This is a genomic window from Paraburkholderia sp. BR10882 (assembly GCF_040948855.1).
GTDB classification, from domain to species: Bacteria; Pseudomonadota; Gammaproteobacteria; order Burkholderiales; family Burkholderiaceae; genus Paraburkholderia; species Paraburkholderia nodosa_A.
Map to the genome: position 1 here is coordinate 975,389 of NZ_JBFPKP010000001.1, position 17,909 is coordinate 993,297.

Consider the following 17,909-nt stretch of genomic DNA (forward strand, 5'->3'; position numbering starts at 1 on the left):
AGTCATGCCGATTCACATGATCACGATGCCCAAATGGGGCCTGTCGATGGAGCAGGGCCAGGTGAACGGCTGGCTCAAGTCGCCCGGCGACAAGGTCAGCAAGGGCGATGAATTGCTCGACGTGGAGTCCGACAAGATCGCGTCGGGCGTCGAGTGCGCGTTCGAAGGCGTGTTGCGGCGGCAGATCGCGCAGGAGGGCGACACGCTGCCCGTGGGCGCGCTGCTTGGTGTGGTCGCCGATGCCGAAGCGGCCGACGCGGATATCGACGCCGCGGTGGCCGAGTTCCAGCGCGACTTCGTGCCGGCGCAGGCGGGCGACGCCGACGCGGGACCGCAGCCGGAAAAGTCGCAAATTGGCGGCAGGACCGTGCGCTACCTGAAGCAGGGCGAAGGCGAGGGCGTGCCTGTCGTGCTGATCCATGGCTTCGGCGGCGATCTCAACAACTGGCTCTTCAATCACACCGATCTCGCGGCGGAGCGCACCGTCTGGGCGCTCGATCTGCCGGGTCACGGCGAGTCGGGCAAGGCGCTCGAGAGCGGGAGCCTCGGCGAGCTCGCGCAAAGCGTGATCGCGTTCCTCGACGCGCAGAAGATCGACCGCGCGCATCTCGTCGGGCACTCGCTGGGCGGTGCAGTGGCCATGGCGGTGGCCGAGCAGGCGCCCGGGCGCGTGACTTCTCTTGCGCTGATTTCGAGTGCAGGCCTTGGCAGCGAGATCGATGGTGCGTATATCGAGGGCTTCGTCGCGGCGGGCAATCGCAATGCGCTCAAGCCGCACGTGACGAAGCTGTTCGCCGATCCCGCGCTGGTCACGCGTCAGCTCGTCGAGGACCTCGTGAAGTACAAGCGGCTCGAAGGCGTGCAGGCCGCGCTCGGCAAGATTGCCGCGCAGGCGTTCGAAGGCGGCGCGCAGCGGCGCGTGTTCCGCGAGCGGCTTGCGTCGCTCGCGCCTCGCGCGCTCGTGATCTGGGGCGAGGTCGACCAGATCATACCGGCGCGCCATGCGCAGGGCTTGCCGTCGCAGGTGCGCGTGGAGGTGATTGCGGGCAAGGGGCACATGGTGCAGATGGAGGCGGCGCAGGAGGTCAATCGCCTGCTCAAAGCCTTCTTCGACGAAGGAGCCTGAGCATGGAGGCCGCCACGTCTGGAGTGTCCCGCTCGTCGAGTACGGCGCTGGGTCAGGAGGGCCTGCGCAGCCGCGAGAAGCTCGCGCGCATTCCGGTGAAGATCGTGCCGCCTGCCAGCGCCGACGCGGTCTTGCCGAAGCCGCCCTGGCTGCGCGCGCGTCCGCTCATGAGCGAAACCGTAGCGGGCGTGGCGGCCGTATTGCGCGAGCATCGGCTTCATTCGGTATGCGAAGAAGCGATGTGCCCGAACATCGGCGAATGCTTTGCACAGCGCACCGCGACTTTCATGATCATGGGCGGGCTGTGCACGCGGCGCTGTCCGTTCTGCGATGTCGCTCACGGACGTCCCGCGCCGCTCGACGAGGACGAGCCCGCGCACCTTGCGGCAGCGGTCGCGGCGCTGGGCTTGCGTCACGTCGTCATTACATCGGTCGATCGCGACGACTTGCGCGACGGTGGCGCGTCGCACTTCGCGCGTTGCATTGCGCGGGTGCGCGAGCGCGTAGCGGGAATCGGCGTCGAGGTGCTCACGCCCGATTTCCGCGGCCGTGTCCCGCGCGCGCTCGAGGCGCTTTCGTACGCGTGGCCCGACGTGTTCAACCACAACATCGAGACCGTGCCCTCGCTGTATCGCGCGGCGCGGCCGGGCGCGGACTATCACGGCTCGCTCGATTTGCTTGCGCGCGCGAAAGCGGCGAACGGTGCGCTCGTCACGAAGTCGGGGCTGATGGTGGGGCTGGGCGAAACCGATGCGGAGTTGCTCGCGACGATGCGCGACCTGCTCGAGCATCGCGTAGAAGTGCTGACGATCGGGCAGTACCTTGCGCCGTCGCGGTTTCATTTGCCGGTGAAGCGCTACATGCATCCCGACGGATTCGCCGCGTTGCGTGCGGCGGGGCTGGCAATGGGATTTAGCGAGGTGGTGGCCGGGCCGCTGGTTCGCTCGTCGTATCACGCAGCACAGACCGTGGAGGCGGCGCGGCAGGCCGAGGCGGGGTGATCTGCATGCATTTGCAACTAACCGCCTAACGCCTCCGACGCCGACGAGCTAGGCGCGTTCTCTCACAAACCGCGTACTCACCCGCGAGAGATAAAGCAGGAGTCCGGCACCGGCAATCAGGAGGCTCGCCATGTTGGCGAGCCAGAACCCGCGCGCGCCCGTCGCCCAGGCGGGCACCGTGCCGGTCACGTCGAAGCCCAGCGCGTAGCCGCCGCCGAGGCCCACGCCCCAGAGCGCAAGCGCATAGATGATGGTCGGCACGACCGCGACCCGGTATGCGCGCAACGCGAAGGCGGTGGTGATCTGCAGGGCGTCGAACACGTGATAGCAGGTGACGATGGCGACGAGCGGCATGGCTGCGACTGCCACGGCAGGGTCCGGCGTATAGCCGCCGATGATGAGCGGCCGCAGTACGAACACGATCGCGCCATAGCAGCAGGCAATCGCTACGGCCGTCGCCACGCCGTGCCGCGCGAGCGTGCGCGCTTCGGCCGGGCGGTCGCCGCCCAGCGCCTGGGCGACGAGCGTCGAGGTCGCCACGCCGATCGAAAGCGGCGTCATGTAGAGCACGGCGCCGATGTTGCCGGCGATCTGATGGCCGGCGAGCGTGGTCGTGCCCATACGTGCGATGAAGATCGCCATGAACGTGTACGACGTCACTTCGATGAGGTACGAAAGCCCCATCGGAATGCCGAGCTTGAGCAGTTCGGCCTGGCGTTTCCACTCGGGCCAGCAGAAGTGCCTGAAGATTTCGAACGGTGCGAACACGTCCACCCGCGTGAGCGCGAAGGCCGCGCACAAGGCGAGCGCCCAGTTGATCGAGGTGCTTGCGAGCGCGCAGCCTGGCCCCCCGAGCGCCGGCACGCCGAGGCCGCCGAAGATGAGCCACGTGTTGAGCGGCACCTTGAGTACGAGCGCGCCGACTTGCAGGAACATCACGAGGCGCGGGCGCCCCACGGCATTGGCGAGCGAGCTGTAGATGCGAAAGGCCAGCGCCGCGGGCAGCCCGAACGAGAGCAGCCGCAGATAGCCGACGGTGCGCTCGCGCAGTGCTTCGGGCGCGTGCGCGAGGTCGAGCAGCGGGCCGGGAAAGTAGAGGATCGTAAATCCGATCGCCATCAGCACGAGCGCGAGCCAGAACGCCTGGCGCACTTCGAGACCGATTTCCGTGTCCTTGCGCGCGCCATAGAGCTGCGCCGCTACGGGCTGCAGCGCGCTGAGAATGCCCGTGAGAGCGATATAGACCGAGATGTAGATCGACGAACCCAGGCCGAGCGCGGCGAGATCGAGCGCCGAGTAGCGACCGACCATCGCGGTGTCGATCACGCCGAACGCGATGATCGCGAGTTGCCCGACCAGCACCGGCCACGCGAGCGCGGCGATGCGCCGGACGTCGCCGGCGAAAGTCGTCGTCAGCACGGCCTCAGTCCGGACGCTTGCGCCAGACATGTTTCTTGAGCGGCGGCGTCGGACGGTCGATGCGCACGTACAGGCGGAAGCGCTCGTCGCGGTCGGCGACGCGGCGGCCTTCCCAGACGAGCTTCCAAACGTAGTCCGGCATCGAACTCGGCTCGCCGTATTCCTGCGTGTCCTGGCGCAGGATCACGTCGCAATCCTCGTTGAACGCGAAATGCATCCTGCCGAAGTACGCGAAGGTGGCGATCTGCGCATCGCCGAGGCGGACGGGCGAGATGCACTGATAGTCGGCGGGCAGGTGCGCGGCGATCTGCTCGGCCACGTCCTTGTAGGTCCGGCTGTAGTTGACGACCGGCAGCCACAGCGTCATGAGCAGCACCCACATGAGCGTGGTGCCGCCGCTCGAGAGCACGACGCTGCGCCACAGCACCTTCGGATGGCGCGCCACGCGCCAGCGCACGAGCACCATCCAGCACACGGTAACGGCCACCGCGCACACGAACGAGAGAATCTTGAACTCCGGCACGAAGCCGGGTGCGAGGCGCGCGAGGTTGCGCGCGAGCGGCGCCGGGAAACCGGTCATGCCCGCGAGCCACACGAGCCATACGAAGGTGCTGAGAATCGTGAAGCTCAGCACCGCGAACCAGTCGATCGCGTTGATCGCGCCGCGCTTGAGCGTGGGCAGCGCGAAGGTCGCGAGCACCGCCAGCGCGGGCAGCACGAGCATGAAGAGCCGGTTCGATTCGTGGCTCTGCACGACCACGAGGATGAGCAGCGGCACGATCACCGACAGCGGAATCGCGATGTGCGGTTTGCGGCGCAGTCCCGCCCAGCTCACGAAGGCCCAGATCGCGAGGGGCCACGCGGGCCACGTGAAGAGCGGCAGATTCTTGGCGGCGTAGCGCAGCACGTAGCCAGGGGGGCCTGCGAAGGCGTTGACGTTGGTGTGCGCCCACTGGTTGAGGAACCAGACGGCGTCGTCGGGATACAGGTGCAGCGCCAGCAGCGGCCACGAGGCCGAGACCACGAGCGCCACGGGCAGGCCCGCTACGAGCAGCCAGCGCGAGCGCGTTTCGGGGGCGATGGCGAGCATGGCGAGCGTGCCGATGAGGAGCGCGCCCACGAGCACCGGGCCGCTCGAGAGCATCACGATGCCGAGCGCGAGGCCCCACCAGAGGGCGCCCTGGACCGGCTTGTCGATGGCGCGCACGACGCCGTACAGCAGCATGGCGATGCCCACGAACTGCATGAGCTGCGGTGTGGTTTCGTGACCGCGCTCGGCGAGGCCGAAGCAGCCCAGCAGAACGAGCAGGGCGCCGTCGCCGAGCGTGCGGCCGTAGTCGCGCGGCTCGGGCTCGCCGCCGAACGCGTACTTGAACGGCTGCACTTCGGGGCGGCGGCCCAGCAGATACGCGCTGTACCAGACGAACGCGCACGCGAGGCAGAACAGCACGCCCGTGGCGATGCGCGAGGCGTTGCTCGCGTCGACCCATGGTGCGAAGAGACGGATGCACGCGGCGCCGAGCCAGTAGCCGAGCGGACCGTTCTCGGTCACGTACTTGCCGACGAGATTGGGCAGCAGCCAGTCGTGCGAGGTGCCCCCCGCCATCGTCCACATCACGCCGAAGCCCGCCGCATCCTCGTTCTTCCACGGGTCGCGGCCAAAGAGGCCGAACGCGGCGAAGACGATACAGATGGTCAGCAGCAGCCAGCGCGGCAGGGCGCTGGTGGCGGAGGCGGTCAGTCGAATGGCTGGCTTCATGCAGTACGAAGGGAGACGGATAAACCGGGCGTGTTCGAGCGGGCGGCTCGCACGCGGGGGTCAAGCAGGCATGCGCGGCAGACGGTACACCCGGCCGTGTGCCGTGGAGCAATCCGGCATTCTAGCCGGGCCGGCGACCGCGCGTCACGGCGTTAGCCGCGGGATAATCCACAGAAACATCTAAAAAGGGGCGGTAAGTCGCACCCTTATAGCTGCTGGACGGCGCAACGGTGGCGCGGGCAACAAAAAAGGGCAGCGTATGCTGCCCTTTTTGTGCACGTTCAATGCGGGACCGGCCAGCAGCCGGTGCGGCGAGGTGCTTACTTGCCGGCCTTGCCCGAGGCGCGTGCGCCGAACTTCTTGTTGAACTTCTCGACACGGCCTGCCGTGTCCATGATCTTTTGCGTGCCCGTGTAGAACGGATGCGATTCCGACGACACTTCGATCTTGGCGAGCGGGTAGGTCTTGCCGTTGAATTCGGCGGTTTCGCGCGTCTGGATGGTCGAGCGGGTCACGAACTTGAAGTCGTTCGAAACGTCGATGAACAGGACTTCGCGGTAATTCGGGTGAATGCCTTCTTTCATGGTTATTCCTTAAATCTGGCGGTAGCCAACCCGCGTGCCTGCAACACCATGTTGCCGACTTTGCCCGCGCGAGCCACTTACCCAAGGGTCGAAAAACGGCGATTATGCCAGATAATCAGCCGGTTGGCGAATTTTTGAGGCTCCCGCGCGTCAGGTTTCAGGCCGGCTGGCCGGCCAGTGCGCCCACGCGCGCCGGGTCCTGGCGGTAATAGCGCGCGAGCAGCCGGTAAAGCTCGGGATATTCCGCCTCGAATGCCTTCGGTTTGACGAAAAGCGCCTCGCTGCACACCGCGAAGAACTCCGACGGGTGGTCGGCGGCATAGGGATCGATCAGCGAATCGCGCTCGAAGCGCGCCCAGCGCCGCTCCGGCACGGCGTCCACCTTGTCGCAGAACTGGTCGTAGGCGTTGTCGAACACGTCGGCCCACGCCTGCGCGTCGAGCGGGGCGTGCCAGCGCCGAAAGAGGGGCGGATGGCCGTCGGCCTCGCCGTTAAGCATGTCGATCTTGTGCGCGAACTCGTGGATCACGACGTTGTACGCGTCGCTGCCATCGGTCATCTGCGCGTCTTCCCACGAGAGGATCACGGGGCCGCCTTCCCACGCCTCGCCGCTCGCGTCGTGTTCCACCTCGTGGACCACGCCGTCCTCGTCCTCCACGGTCTTGCGGATCACGAATTCGCCCGGATAGACGACCACGCCCACCCAGCCCTTGTAGAGATCGAGTGAAAGATTGAGCACGGGCAGCGACGCCTGCGCGGCGATCGCTACGCTCATCGGGTCGGTCAGCTCGAGATCGTGCGCCGTGGAGAACTCTTTTTGCGCGAGGAAAAGGCTCGTCATCTCGCGCAGGCGCACGAGGTCGGCGGCGTCGAGGTGCTTGAGAAAGGGCAAGCCCGCGAGCGTCGCCTGCCAAAGCGCGTCGTCGATCGCGTAGGTGCGCAGCGCCTTTTCGCGGCGGCGCGCGTCGAACCAGTGAGAGAGTTTCGAAAGCATCGCTGGGTGTGTTTTCCCGTGCGTCTGGATGTCGTTCAATCGATCTGCTTTTGCCACGCGGCGAAGATCCCGCCGCACACCGCCACGCCGATCAGGAAGTAAAACCCGTCGAGCGAACTCAGGAAGCTCGCCTGCTGCGCGACCATGCGGCTCACCTGCGCGAGCGCGAGTCCGCGCGCTTCGCTCGCGGACCGGCCCATCAGTTCGAAGGAATGCGTCAGCGCGGCGTAGGTGCTCTGGAACGCCGGGTTGAACGGATTCACGAACTCGGCGAGCCGCGTCTGGTGCAGCGCGAGCCGGTGCTGCTCGACGATGATAACGGTGGCTGTGGCGAACGATATCGTCAACTGCCGAACGATGTTTTTCAAGCGGTAACCGTGCGTGAATTCTTCGATCGCGAAGATGCGGAACGTCAGATTGGCGACGGGCAGCACGATGAAGAGCAGCAGCAGGCCACGCAGCAGCAGCGGCGGGATGAGCCAGGCTTCGCTAGCCTGCGGCGTGAGCCGCGTCATCCAGAACGAAATGAACGCCGAGAGCACGAAGCCGGGCACGATGATCCACTTTTTGTGCGTAATGAGCTTCGCGTAGCGGAAATAGAAAAAGAGGGCGCCGGCCGAGATGAGCGACGTGATGCCGGTGAGGCGTCCGGCGTTTTCGACGGGGTAGTTGAAACCGCCTTCGAGCAGCCGCGAGACCAGGTAGCTGAGCGCCGTGCTCAGGTAGTAGTAGACCATGTAGAGCAGCAGGCCCACCCGGAACGGCTTCTCGCGCAGCGCGTGCAGGCGCATGAGCGGCTTCGGATGATGCCACTGGTGCCAGCCGAACCAGGCGAGCGCCGTGATCCCGACGAGCGTGAGCAGAATGATTTCCGGCGACGCGCTGAAGAGTTCGAAGCGCACCTGCTGCATGGCGATCTGCAGCGCGCCCTGTGCAAACGCGAAGATGAGGTACGGCCAGAAGTGCGCTTCGCCGCGCTCCTCAGGCAGCAAGTGGCCCGTATCGGGCAGCGCGAGCAGGGCCAGCACGGCATAGAGCACGCCTGCGGGCGCGGAAAACGCGAACAGGGCGCGCCAGTCGAAATGCGCGACGAGCTGCCCGCCCACGAGCGGTGCTAGCGCGCTGGAGAGCACGATGAGAATGAGGAACGCGCGCGTTGCCACTGGACGCTGCTGCGGCGTGAAGCTGATCTGGATGAGGATGCGGCAGGTGCCCATCATCGGGCCGATGAAGTAGCCCTGGAAGCCGCGCGCGAAGGCAAGCTCGATCGACGATTCGCACAGTGCCGCCGCGATCGCGCCGACGGCATAGAGCAGCAGGCAGCTCCCCACGTAGCGGCGGTAGCCCATGCGCTCCACCCACCATTGCTGCTGCAGGATGCCCAGAACGGCGCACACGGCGTAGGCGCTCGACGACCAGACGAGCTCGTCGGGCGACGCGTTGATGCCGCCCGCGATATGGCTCGTGAAGAACGAGAAGATCGCGTTGTCGTAGTAGTCGAGACCGGTCGCGAGGGCGAGCACCCACGGGAAAAAGTCGCCGCGCAGGCGCGCCGCGCTGAAGATCGGCTCGCGAGGCTGGGCCGTGCTCATGCCGATTCGTCGTTCTCGCGTGCGTTGCCCGAAGGCTCTGCCGGTCTGCCGCCCGTCGCGGCCGCGGCCGCGGCCGCCTTGCGTCGCCGCGTGGCGGCGAGGCGCTGCTCGATCAGCTGATCGGACGGCTCTCCCGCGAGGCGCCGCTGCAGGTAGTCGAGGTCGTCGGCCAGCTCCGTGCGCACCGTCTGCGCCTCCTTCAACTCGCGGCGCACGGCCGCGATGCGCGTGTCCAGCGTCTCGATCTGCTGCGCGAGCGCGTCGGCGATCTGCTGGAGCGACTCGTGCGAATAGCGCCGGCGGCCTTCGCCAACCTGTTCGAGCGGCCGCTTGAGCATCTCGGTAATGCCGTGCAGCGAAAAGCCGAGCGCGCGCAGCCGCAGGATGCGCGAAAATTGTTCGAGGTCGTGCTCGTCGTAGAGCCGGTAGCGGCCTTCGCTGCGCGAGGGGCTGACGAGCCCCCGCTCTTCGTAATACTTGAGCGTGCGCGGCGTGACGTTCAGGCGCTCGGCGGCGTCGCGCACCGTGAGCAGCGCGGGGGAATCCTTGGGCATGGGGAACTCTTTTTTCGCCGGGACGCGATCAAGACACGCTGCGCATTATACTTCAACGTGAACGTGCACGTACAGGTTGCGAGGTGCGGCGATCCGCTGCCGGAAAAGAAAAACGCCCGCGAAGTCGCGGGCGTTTTGCGGTGATTCGAGCGGGCGAGGGCCTTTAGCCGCCGCGGCGCATCATGTCGAAGAACTCGGAGTTGTTCTTCGTCTGGCGAATCTTGTCGAGCAGGAATTCCATGGCCTCGACTTCGTCCATGTCGTGGATGAACTTGCGCAGCACCCAGATCTTCTGGAGGATGTCCGGCTTGATCAGCAGTTCCTCGCGGCGCGTGCCCGACTTGTTCAGGTTGATCGACGGGTAGACGCGCTTTTCCGCGAGACGGCGCTCGAGGTGCACTTCCATGTTGCCGGTGCCCTTGAACTCTTCGTAGATCACGTCGTCCATGCGGCTGCCGGTTTCGATCAGCGCCGTGCCGATGATGGTGAGCGAGCCGCCTTCTTCGATGTTACGTGCCGCGCCGAAGAAGCGCTTCGGACGCTGGAGCGCGTTGGCATCCACACCGCCCGTGAGCACCTTGCCCGATGCGGGCACAACGGTGTTGTAGGCGCGCGCGAGACGCGTGATCGAGTCGAGCAGGATCACGACGTCGTGCTTCATTTCGACGAGGCGCTTGGCCTTCTCGATCACCATTTCGGCGACCTGCACGTGACGCGCAGCCGGTTCGTCGAAGGTCGAGGCGATCACTTCGCCCGCCACCGAGCGCTGCATTTCGGTCACTTCTTCCGGGCGCTCGTCGATCAGCAGCACGAACAGGACCACGTCGGGGTGGTTCTGCTTGATGGCGTGCGCGATGTGCTGGAGCATCACGGTCTTGCCGGACTTGGGCGAAGCGACCAGCAGGCCGCGCTGACCCTTGCCGATAGGCGCGATCATGTCGATGATGCGGCCCGTCACGTTCTCCTCGCCGCGCATCTCGCGCTCGAGCAGCAGCACCTTGTTCGGGTGCAGCGGCGTGAGGTTCTCGAACATGATCTTGTGCTTCGAGGCTTCCGGCGGCTGGCCGTTGACCTTGTCCACCTTCACGAGCGCGAAATAGCGTTCGCCGTCCTTCGGCGTGCGCACTTCACCTTCGATCGTGTCGCCGGTGTGGAGGTTGAAGCGGCGGATCTGCGACGGGCTGATATAGATATCGTCCGTGCTGGCGAGATACGAGGTTTCCGGCGAGCGCAGGAAGCCGAAGCCGTCGGGGAGCACTTCGAGCGTGCCGTCACCGAAGATCGTTTCGCCCGTCTTGGCGCGCTTTTTGAGAATCGCGAACATGAGTTCCTGCTTGCGCAGGCGGTTCGCATTTTCGATCTCGAGGCCATTGGCCATCTCGATCAATTCAGACACGTGCAGAGACTTGAGCTCGGAAAGATGCATACGGAGAACCCGTCGGGGAGGAGTGCGACGAAAAGAATGGGGGAAAAGAAGCGAGCGGAACCGCTCAAGGACTTTTGGTTGAAACTTCGCTTCAAGCTTGCTTGAAACTTTTATAAGGGCGCCGGTAGACGCTTTATGAATTCTAGCATAGCACACGCCAGAAACCGTCAGTGAAGACCGACAGCAAGTTTCGGCGTGTTTTTATGGTGCGTGTTGTCGCGTGACAACACGCACCGTTGCATGGCTCATCCCTTGCTGGCCGGGCGATGCGCCCGGGCGGGGAGGGGCGGCCAGCGAGGAAGTTACAGGTGGCTGTCCAGGAACGCGGTGAGCTGCGACTTCGAGAGCGCGCCGACTTTCTGCGCCGCCACGGCGCCGTTCTTGAAGAGGATCAGCGTGGGGATGCCGCGCACGCCGAACTTCACCGGCGTCGACTGGTGCTCGTCGACGTTGATCTTCGCGACCTGAAGGCGCTCGCCATAGTCCTTCGCGACTTCATCGAGAATCGGCGCGATCATCTTGCACGGGCCACACCACTCTGCCCAGAAGTCCAGCAGCACGGGCTTGTCGGATTTCACGACGTCCTGTTCGAACGATGCGTCGCTGATATGCTTGATTTGTTCGCTCATTGTATGAATACCTCTTTCGATTCGAGGCCGAGTAAATTGCTCGCCACGATACACCAAAACTGAAAATTCTTCCGGGGCCGCCTGGGCGGCCAGACCGAACCCCAGTCATACGTCCGAATCACACGCCCTTCGCACGCAAACCGCGTGGCCCAGCCGATTGCCGACGCCAGTGTAGCCTAAATCCCTATGCGTTGCCGACGGTGATAGTACTCATGCCGCAAGCAGGGTTTCCGTCCTGCAGGCCACATTCGGCGGCATATTCTGGCGGCGGCGCGAGCCTTTTCGCGGGGCCATTTCGCGTGGTACCTCGTGCTCCTGCACGCTATCTGGAGGCGGTGCGAGCCGTTGCAAGAGGGTAGCTACCCGGGGGCGCGCAACGATGCCCGGCGCGGCTCGGCGCGTTTTTTCGCACTGCAGCAGTCGCATTGGCGCGCGACCGATGTTAGAATGCGCCGTGACGGGCCTCCTCGCATGGAGGGGCGGTCAACCTGGTCAGGTCGGGAACGAAGCAGCCACAGCCGTTTTCCGCCAGTGCCGAGGGTCAGGCTCGTCACCTTCCTCTTTTCTTCCGTTTTTCTCCGCAGATACGAGATTGACGCCGCGCAATCGACTGCGCGACGCGGTTCTTCGTTCGTCGTGTTTGTCACGCCTGCATCGCCACTGTTTTCGTCGTCCGCAATCGCCGGCTCGCGCCATTGCGCGGCGGCCGCGAACCGGGCATTGGCCGCCTTTCGATTCATCTGGACGCGCGGGCGTTGCTGATACAATTTCCAGATGACCTATCAAGTTCTCGCACGCAAGTGGCGACCGAAGGATTTCGCTTCGCTCGTCGGACAGGAGCACGTGGTGCGCGCGCTCACGCATGCACTCGACGGCGGCCGCCTGCATCACGCGTACCTCTTCACAGGCACGCGCGGCGTGGGCAAGACGACGCTGTCGCGTATCTTCGCCAAGGCGCTCAACTGTGAGACCGGCGTGACGTCGAAGCCCTGCGGCGTGTGCCGCGCGTGCCGGGAAATCGACGAAGGGCGTTTCGTCGATTACGTCGAGATGGATGCGGCGAGCAATCGCGGCGTGGACGAAATGGCCGCGCTGCTCGAGCGTGCGGTCTACGCGCCGGTCGATGCGCGCTTCAAGGTCTACATGATCGACGAAGTGCACATGCTCACGAACCACGCCTTCAACGCGATGCTGAAGACGCTGGAAGAGCCGCCGCCGCATGTGAAGTTCATCCTCGCGACGACGGACCCGCAGAAGATTCCGGTCACGGTGCTCTCGCGCTGCCTGCAATTCAATTTGAAGCAGATGCCGGCGGGCAATATCGTGGAGCATCTCACGCATATTCTCGGTGAAGAGAAGGTCGAGTTCGAGGCGCAGGCGCTGCGCCTGCTCGCGCGCGCCGCAGACGGCTCGATGCGCGACGCGCTTTCGCTTACCGACCAGGCCATCGCCTATTCGGCCAACCAGGTCACCGAAGAAGCGGTGCGCGGCATGCTCGGCGCGCTCGATCAAAGCTATCTGATCCGCATGATCGACGCGCTCGTGGCCGGCGACGGCGCGAACGTGCTCGCCATCGCCGACGAAATGGCGCTGCGCAGCCTGTCGTTTTCCGCCGCGCTGCAGGACCTCGCGAGTCTGTTCCATCGCATTGGCTGGGCGCAATTCGCGCCTTCATCGGTGCTCGACGAGTGGCCCGAAGCCGACGACATTCGCCGTTTCGCGGAAGCGTTGAGCCCGGAGCAGGTCCAGCTTTTCTATCAGATCGCGACCCTCGGGCGCAGCGAACTCGGCCTGGCACCCGACGAATACGCTGGCTTCACGATGACGCTCCTGCGCATGCTGGCTTTCGAGCCTTCCGTGAGCGCGGGCAGCGTGGGCAGTGCGCCGGCGTCGAAGCCCGCTGCGGCCAGCGCGGGCGCGCGTGCGGCGGCTCCGGTAGCGGCGTCGGCGCGCAGTGCGGCGCCTGCCGCTGCGCAGCCAGTCGTGCCGAAGCCCGCCGCCCCGCTGCCGCAGCCGATCGAAGCCGCACCGGCGAAGATGCCCGATGCCGAGCCGCAAGCGAGCGCGTCCGCGCCTGCGCTTGCGCCGCTCGCGAGGCCCGCGGACGAAGCGCGCGTCGTCCCGCCCTGGGAGGACGAGGGCGAGTCCGCGCCGAACCCGGGCGCAGCGCCACAAGCTGCGCCTGTGGCACCGGTCGAGCCGGCTGCGGCCGCTCCCGCGCCAGAAGAGAAACAAGCTGTGCAGAGCGTGGCCGCTGCGCCCGCGCCGCAATTCGAATCTCGTGAGGAACCCGCCGCTGCGGCATCCGCGCGTGGTGGTGCAAGCGCTGCGCTCGACGTGCTGCGCAGCAAGGGCATGCGCGTTGCCACGGGCCGTCCCGCTGCCGCTGCAGGCGCGAGCGCCCCGGCGCCCGCGCCGAAGGCCGCACCGCGCATGGAAGTGAAGGTGCCGACGCCCGATCCGGCTCGCCGCGCCGCCGCGCACGAAGCGCAGGCACGACAGACGCCGCGCAACGCAAACGCGCAGCAAGACGCTTCGGGCGCGCCGCCGTGGGACGATATTCCACCCGACGACTACGTGCCGCTCGGCGCCGATGACGCGTACTTTGCGCCGCCCGACGACGGCTTCGTGCCTCCTTACGACAGCGAGCCGTCCGCGCCGCGCGGCGCCGCTGCGATGCCGACGCCGTCGCCGGCCGTGGTCGATGTGAGCAAGCTGCCGCCGGGCATTGCGCTCGATCCGATCGGTTTCGCGGGCGACTGGCCTGCGCTTGCCGCCACGCTTTCGCTCAAGGGCATCTCGTACCAGCTCGCGTTCAACAGCGAGCTGACGGCGCTCGAAGGCACGCTTCTCAAATTGAGCGTGCCGGTGCCGCAGTACGCCGAAGCCTCGCAGGTCGCGAAGCTCAAGACGGCGCTTGCCGAGCGTCTTGGCAAGACCGTTGAAGTGAGCGTGGAAGTCGGCCCCGCGCGCCGCACGGCGGCCGCGCTCGACGCCGCCGATCGCGCCCAGCGTCAACGCGAAGCCGAGCGCGAGATCGGCGCCGACCCCTTCGTGCAGCAACTGATTCGCGATTTCGGCGCGAGCATCGTGCCGGGCTCGATCCGGCCGGTCGCGCCGGAAGCCGCATCGGGCGGCACTCAGGCCGCCCACTGATTTGCGCCGCGCGGCGCGCAAAGCGTCGCGCGCTTTTGAGCGCATCGATTCGAACGACTACGATCCAGAAGGAGCAGTGACTATGTTGAAAGGCCAACTCGCAGGGCTCATGAAGCAAGCCCAGCAGATGCAGGAAAACATGAAGAAGATGCAGGAGCAGCTTGCCCAGATCGAAGTCGAGGGTCAGGCTGGCGCCGGTCTCGTCAAGGTCACGATGACCTGCCGCAACGACGTTCGCCGCGTGTCGATCGATCCGAGCCTGCTCACGGACGACAAGGACATGCTCGAAGACCTCGTGGCCGCGGCGTTCAACGACGCGGTGCGCAAGGCCGAAGCCACGTCGCAGGAAAAGATGGGCGGCATGACCGCCGGCCTGCCGCTGCCGCCGGGCTTCAAGATGCCGTTCTAAGGAACGTGGCGAGCGCCGCGTCTGCGTGAGGCAGACCGGCGCCCGCGTGTCCCGCGTGCCTCGTCGCGACCCGGCAGGGCTGCGCGGGCGTCACGGCGTCGAAAGTAGCAAGCAGTAGCAAGCAGTAGGTAGCAAGCAACACCAGGCAGCAGGAAGCACCCCGAAGCAGGTTCCGCTTCAAACCCCCGTCGCGCATCTCGCGCTGAATCCGCATGAAACAACCTTCCGCTCTCGCCGCTCTCGTCGAGGCGCTGCGCGTGTTGCCCGGTGTCGGGCCGAAGTCGGCGCAACGCATGGCCTATCACCTGATGCAGCACGACCGCGACGGCGCCGAAAAGCTCGGCAACGCGCTCCTGTTCGCGACCGGGAATCTGAAGCACTGCGAGAAGTGCAATACCTTCACCGAAGCTCAGGTGTGCGAAACGTGCCTCGACGAGGAGCGTGACCCTACGCTGCTGTGCGTCGTCGAAACGCCGGCCGACCAGATCATGCTCGAACAGACCATGACGTACCGCGGTTTGTATTTCGTGCTGATGGGGCATCTGAGTCCGCTCGACGGCATCGGTCCGAAAGAGATCCATTTCGACCGGCTCGTGAAGCGCGCGTCGGATGGCGTCGTCAAGGAAGTGGTGCTCGCCACCAATTTCACGAACGAGGGCGAGGTGACGGCCCACTATCTCGGTCAGACGCTCAAGGCGCGCGGACTCGCCGTCACGCGTCTCGCACGCGGCGTGCCGGTGGGTGGCGAGCTCGAATATGTCGACGCGGGCACCATCGCGCGGGCCATGCTCGACCGGCGCTCGATGTAGCGTCCCGCCAGGCTTCGATCGCGGCGCACTCGATGTGGTGCCGCTCGCCGAACAGAATGAAAGGAGACCCCATGAGTGCAGCCGCCCCTTCCCACGATTCCCCCCATTCCCGGTCGAACGCATCCGCAGCGAAAGGCGCGGGCCCGCTCGCGGGCGTCAAAGTCCTCGAACTCGGCACGCTGATCGCCGGTCCGTTCGCCGCTCGCTTTCTCGGCGAATTCGGCGCCGAGGTCATCAAGATCGAAGACCCCAAGGGCGGCGATCCGCTGCGCAAATGGCGCAAGCTCTACCCGGAAGCGGGCGGCACGTCGCTCTGGTGGGCCGTGCAGGCGCGCAACAAGAAGTCCGTCACGGTGAATCTCAAAGCCGAAGAGGGCAAGGAGATCGTGCGGCGGCTCGCGAAGGAAGCCGATATCGTCATCGAGAATTTCCGGCCCGGGCTGCTCGAAAAGCTCGGGCTCGGCTACGACGTGCTCTCGAAGCAGAATCCCGGCCTCGTGATGGTGCGGCTCTCGGGCTACGGCCAGAGCGGCCCGTATCGCGACCGTCCGGGCTTCGGCGCGATCGCCGAATCGATGGGCGGCCTGCGCCACATCACCGGCTATCCCGATCTGCCGCCGCCGCGCATCGGCATTTCGATTGGCGACTCGATCGCCGCGCTGCACGGCGTGATCGGCGCGATGATGGCGCTCCATCATCGCAACATGAACGGCGGCAGCGGCCAGATCGTCGATGTCGCGCTCTATGAGGCCGTGTTCAACATGATGGAGAGCGTGGTGCCCGAGTACGGCATGTACGGCATGGTGCGCGAGCGCACCGGCGCGTCGCTGCCGGGCATCGTGCCGTCGAATACGTACCCGTGCCGGGACGGTAGCATCGTGATCGGCGGCAACAGCGATCCGATCTTCAAGCGCCTGATGATGGCCATCGACCGCGCGGACCTCGCGAACGATCCGCAACTCGCCCACAACGACGGCCGCGTGCCGCGCACGGCGGAGATCGACGGCGCAATCGCGGCGTGGCTTTCCACGCGCACCATCAACGAAGCGCTCGACGTGCTCAATGCCGCCGACGTGCCCGTGGGCCGCATCTACAGCGTGGCCGACATGTTCGCCGATCCGCAGTTTGCGGCGCGCCAGATGATCCAGCAGTTCCGCTGGCAAGCGCCGGGGGAGCAAGAAGGCGAGGGCGTGGACATCGCGCTCCCCGCGGTCACGCCCAAGCTTTCGGCGACGCCCGGCGACACGCGCTGGCTTGGTCCCGCGTTGGGCGAGCATACCGACGAAGTCCTGAGGACGCTGGGCTACGACGCGGACCACATCGCACGGTTGCGCGAGCAACACATCGTCTAAGGCGAGTGCCTTATGCAAGACGGCTCGCCGGTGAACCACCGGCGAGCCGTTTTCGCTTTGCGTCCTGCGCGGCAGGAAACGTTCAGGGCTCGATCACGATCTTGCCCGTCACCTTGCGCGAGGCCATGTCCTTGAGCGCCTGCGCGGCGTCGGCGAGCTTGTAGCGCTTCGAGACGTACGGCTTGAGCTTGCCTTCACCGATCCAGCCCATCATCTGCGTGAACGCTGCCGTATTGTGCTGCGGTTCGCGACGCGCGAAATCGCCCCAGAACACGCCGACGAGGCTCGCGCCCTTGAGCAGCGCGAGATTGAGCGGCAGCCTGGGAATCTCTCCATTCGCGAAGCCGACCACGAGATAGCGGCCGCGCCAGCCGATGCTGCGGAACGCCGGTTCCGCATACTCGCCGCCCACCGGGTCGTAGATCACGTCGGGGCCTTTGCCGTCGGTGAGTGCCTTGATGCGCTTGCGCAAGTCCTCGGTGCTGTAGTTGATGGTGGCGTCCGCACCGAAGCGGCGGCAGACTTCGAGCTTCTCTTCGCTCGAGGCGGCCGCGATTACGCGCGCGCCGAGCACCTTGCCGATTTCGACAGCCGCGAGGCCCACGCCGCCCGCCGCGCCGAGCACGAGCATCGTTTCGCCTGCGCGCAGGGCCGCGCGATCGACCACCGCGTGATGCGACGTGCCATACGCGAGCGTGAAAGCGGCGGCCGTCGCGAAATCGGCGCCTTCGGGCAGCGCCACGCACGCCGATGCGTCCGCAAGCGCCTGCTCGGCGAACGCGCCAGTGCCCACATAGGCCACTACGCGCGTACCGGGCGCGAGCTTCACGCCTTCGCCCGCCGCGCGCACGACGCCCGCGAGTTCGGCGCCGGGCGTGAAGGGCAGCGGCGGCTTCATCTGATACTTGTTCTCGATGATGAGTACATCGGGAAAGTTCACGGCCGCGGCCTTCACGTCGATCACGACCTGACCGGGGCCCGGCACGAGGTCGGGCGAGTCTTCGAGCGTGAGCGAGTCGGGTGGTCCGTACTGGTTGCAGCGGATTGCGCGCATCGTGTCTCCTGTCTTTTCCGGTTCGGTTGCTTGCAGTTGCGTCGG

General features: G+C 65.9%; 15 protein-coding genes and 1 other RNA gene. 7 read left to right on the forward strand and 9 right to left on the reverse strand.

From position 1 onward, the window contains the following. Positions 1-4: 4 nt before the first annotated feature. Entirely contained in the window at positions 5-1,126 is a 1,122-nt protein-coding gene (locus tag AB3X99_RS04575) for an acetoin dehydrogenase dihydrolipoyllysine-residue acetyltransferase subunit (RefSeq protein WP_342945688.1), read from the forward strand. Between the two features lie 2 nt (positions 1,127-1,128). After that, a complete protein-coding gene (lipA, locus tag AB3X99_RS04580) occupies positions 1,129-2,127 on the forward strand; it encodes a lipoyl synthase (protein WP_368606712.1) in 999 nt (332 codons plus the stop codon). A 48-nt stretch (positions 2,128-2,175) separates the two neighbouring features. Here lipA and AB3X99_RS04585 read toward each other — a convergent pair whose 3' ends face one another. The 8 genes from AB3X99_RS04585 to trxA form a co-directional block, all read right to left on the reverse strand. Beyond that, the gene (locus AB3X99_RS04585; RefSeq protein WP_368606711.1) at positions 2,176-3,546 is read right to left on the reverse strand and encodes an MATE family efflux transporter; all 1,371 of its coding nucleotides are present in this window, start codon (positions 3,544-3,546) and stop codon (positions 2,176-2,178) included. 4 nt (positions 3,547-3,550) lie between these two features. After that, entirely contained in the window at positions 3,551-5,305 is a 1,755-nt protein-coding gene (locus AB3X99_RS04590; RefSeq protein ID WP_368606710.1) for an ArnT family glycosyltransferase, read from the reverse strand. A 320-nt stretch (positions 5,306-5,625) separates the two neighbouring features. Then, positions 5,626-5,889 carry a type B 50S ribosomal protein L31 gene (locus AB3X99_RS04595; protein ID WP_133184305.1) on the reverse strand — a complete coding sequence of 88 codons (264 nt, stop codon included), beginning with the start codon at positions 5,887-5,889 and terminating at the stop codon, positions 5,626-5,628. 157 nt (positions 5,890-6,046) lie between these two features. Continuing rightward, the gene (locus AB3X99_RS04600) at positions 6,047-6,883 is read right to left on the reverse strand and encodes a M90 family metallopeptidase (RefSeq protein WP_069267506.1); all 837 of its coding nucleotides are present in this window, start codon (positions 6,881-6,883) and stop codon (positions 6,047-6,049) included. Positions 6,884-6,918: 35 nt separating this feature from the next. Next, on the reverse strand, positions 6,919-8,475 hold the full coding sequence (locus AB3X99_RS04605) for an MFS transporter (protein ID WP_368616216.1): 1,557 nt from the start codon (positions 8,473-8,475) through the stop codon (positions 6,919-6,921). Continuing rightward, entirely contained in the window at positions 8,472-9,029 is a 558-nt protein-coding gene (locus AB3X99_RS04610) for a MerR family transcriptional regulator (protein WP_368616217.1), read from the reverse strand. The genes AB3X99_RS04605 and AB3X99_RS04610 overlap by 4 nt, the downstream gene beginning before the upstream one ends. Positions 9,030-9,192: 163 nt before the next feature. Further along, positions 9,193-10,455 carry a transcription termination factor Rho gene (gene rho / locus AB3X99_RS04615; protein ID WP_027818379.1) on the reverse strand — a complete coding sequence of 421 codons (1,263 nt, stop codon included), beginning with the start codon at positions 10,453-10,455 and terminating at the stop codon, positions 9,193-9,195. Positions 10,456-10,757: 302 nt separating this feature from the next. Then, positions 10,758-11,084: a thioredoxin TrxA gene (gene trxA / locus AB3X99_RS04620; protein WP_069267503.1), complete on the reverse strand. Its 327-nt coding sequence runs from the start codon at positions 11,082-11,084 to the stop codon at positions 10,758-10,760. A gap of 456 nt (positions 11,085-11,540) precedes the next feature. Here trxA and ffs point away from each other — a divergent pair. The 5 genes from ffs (at position 11,541) to AB3X99_RS04645 (ending at position 16,810) form a co-directional block, all read left to right on the forward strand. After that, positions 11,541-11,639, forward strand: an RNA gene (ffs, locus tag AB3X99_RS04625) — signal recognition particle sRNA small type. A gap of 219 nt (positions 11,640-11,858) precedes the next feature. After that, positions 11,859-14,240 carry a DNA polymerase III subunit gamma/tau gene (gene dnaX, locus AB3X99_RS04630; RefSeq protein ID WP_368616218.1) on the forward strand — a complete coding sequence of 794 codons (2,382 nt, stop codon included), beginning with the start codon at positions 11,859-11,861 and terminating at the stop codon, positions 14,238-14,240. Between the two features lie 82 nt (positions 14,241-14,322). Beyond that, complete coding sequence (locus AB3X99_RS04635) at positions 14,323-14,649, forward strand: YbaB/EbfC family nucleoid-associated protein (RefSeq protein ID WP_069267501.1); 327 nt, start codon at positions 14,323-14,325, stop codon at positions 14,647-14,649. A gap of 212 nt (positions 14,650-14,861) precedes the next feature. After that, complete coding sequence (gene recR, locus AB3X99_RS04640) at positions 14,862-15,458, forward strand: recombination mediator RecR (RefSeq protein ID WP_368616219.1); 597 nt, start codon at positions 14,862-14,864, stop codon at positions 15,456-15,458. A gap of 71 nt (positions 15,459-15,529) precedes the next feature. Beyond that, positions 15,530-16,810, forward strand: coding sequence for a CaiB/BaiF CoA transferase family protein (locus tag AB3X99_RS04645; protein WP_368616220.1), 1,281 nt, complete (start codon positions 15,530-15,532; stop codon positions 16,808-16,810). An 82-nt stretch (positions 16,811-16,892) separates the two neighbouring features. On the opposite strand, the gene AB3X99_RS04650 is transcribed toward AB3X99_RS04645, so the two are convergent. Beyond that, positions 16,893-17,864 carry an NADPH:quinone oxidoreductase family protein gene (locus AB3X99_RS04650; protein ID WP_368616221.1) on the reverse strand — a complete coding sequence of 324 codons (972 nt, stop codon included), beginning with the start codon at positions 17,862-17,864 and terminating at the stop codon, positions 16,893-16,895. Positions 17,865-17,909 lie beyond the last annotated feature (45 nt).

Coding starts and splice junctions, on each gene's coding strand:
- AB3X99_RS04635 (WP_069267501.1), top strand. CDS start 14,323: ATGTTGAAAGGCCAACTCGCAGGGCTCATGAAGCAAGCCCAGCAGATG.
- AB3X99_RS04590 (WP_368606710.1), bottom strand. CDS start 5,305: ATGAAGCCAGCCATTCGACTGACCGCCTCCGCCACCAGCGCCCTGCCG.
- lipA (WP_368606712.1), top strand. CDS start 1,129: ATGGAGGCCGCCACGTCTGGAGTGTCCCGCTCGTCGAGTACGGCGCTG.
- AB3X99_RS04595 (WP_133184305.1), bottom strand. CDS start 5,889: ATGAAAGAAGGCATTCACCCGAATTACCGCGAAGTCCTGTTCATCGAC.
- recR (WP_368616219.1), top strand. CDS start 14,862: ATGAAACAACCTTCCGCTCTCGCCGCTCTCGTCGAGGCGCTGCGCGTG.
- rho (WP_027818379.1), bottom strand. CDS start 10,455: ATGCATCTTTCCGAGCTCAAGTCTCTGCACGTGTCTGAATTGATCGAG.
- AB3X99_RS04650 (WP_368616221.1), bottom strand. CDS start 17,864: ATGCGCGCAATCCGCTGCAACCAGTACGGACCACCCGACTCGCTCACG.
- AB3X99_RS04605 (WP_368616216.1), bottom strand. CDS start 8,475: ATGAGCACGGCCCAGCCTCGCGAGCCGATCTTCAGCGCGGCGCGCCTG.
- trxA (WP_069267503.1), bottom strand. CDS start 11,084: ATGAGCGAACAAATCAAGCATATCAGCGACGCATCGTTCGAACAGGAC.
- AB3X99_RS04600 (WP_069267506.1), bottom strand. CDS start 6,883: ATGCTTTCGAAACTCTCTCACTGGTTCGACGCGCGCCGCCGCGAAAAG.
- dnaX (WP_368616218.1), top strand. CDS start 11,859: ATGACCTATCAAGTTCTCGCACGCAAGTGGCGACCGAAGGATTTCGCT.
- AB3X99_RS04610 (WP_368616217.1), bottom strand. CDS start 9,029: ATGCCCAAGGATTCCCCCGCGCTGCTCACGGTGCGCGACGCCGCCGAG.
- AB3X99_RS04575 (WP_342945688.1), top strand. CDS start 5: ATGCCGATTCACATGATCACGATGCCCAAATGGGGCCTGTCGATGGAG.
- AB3X99_RS04645 (WP_368616220.1), top strand. CDS start 15,530: ATGAGTGCAGCCGCCCCTTCCCACGATTCCCCCCATTCCCGGTCGAAC.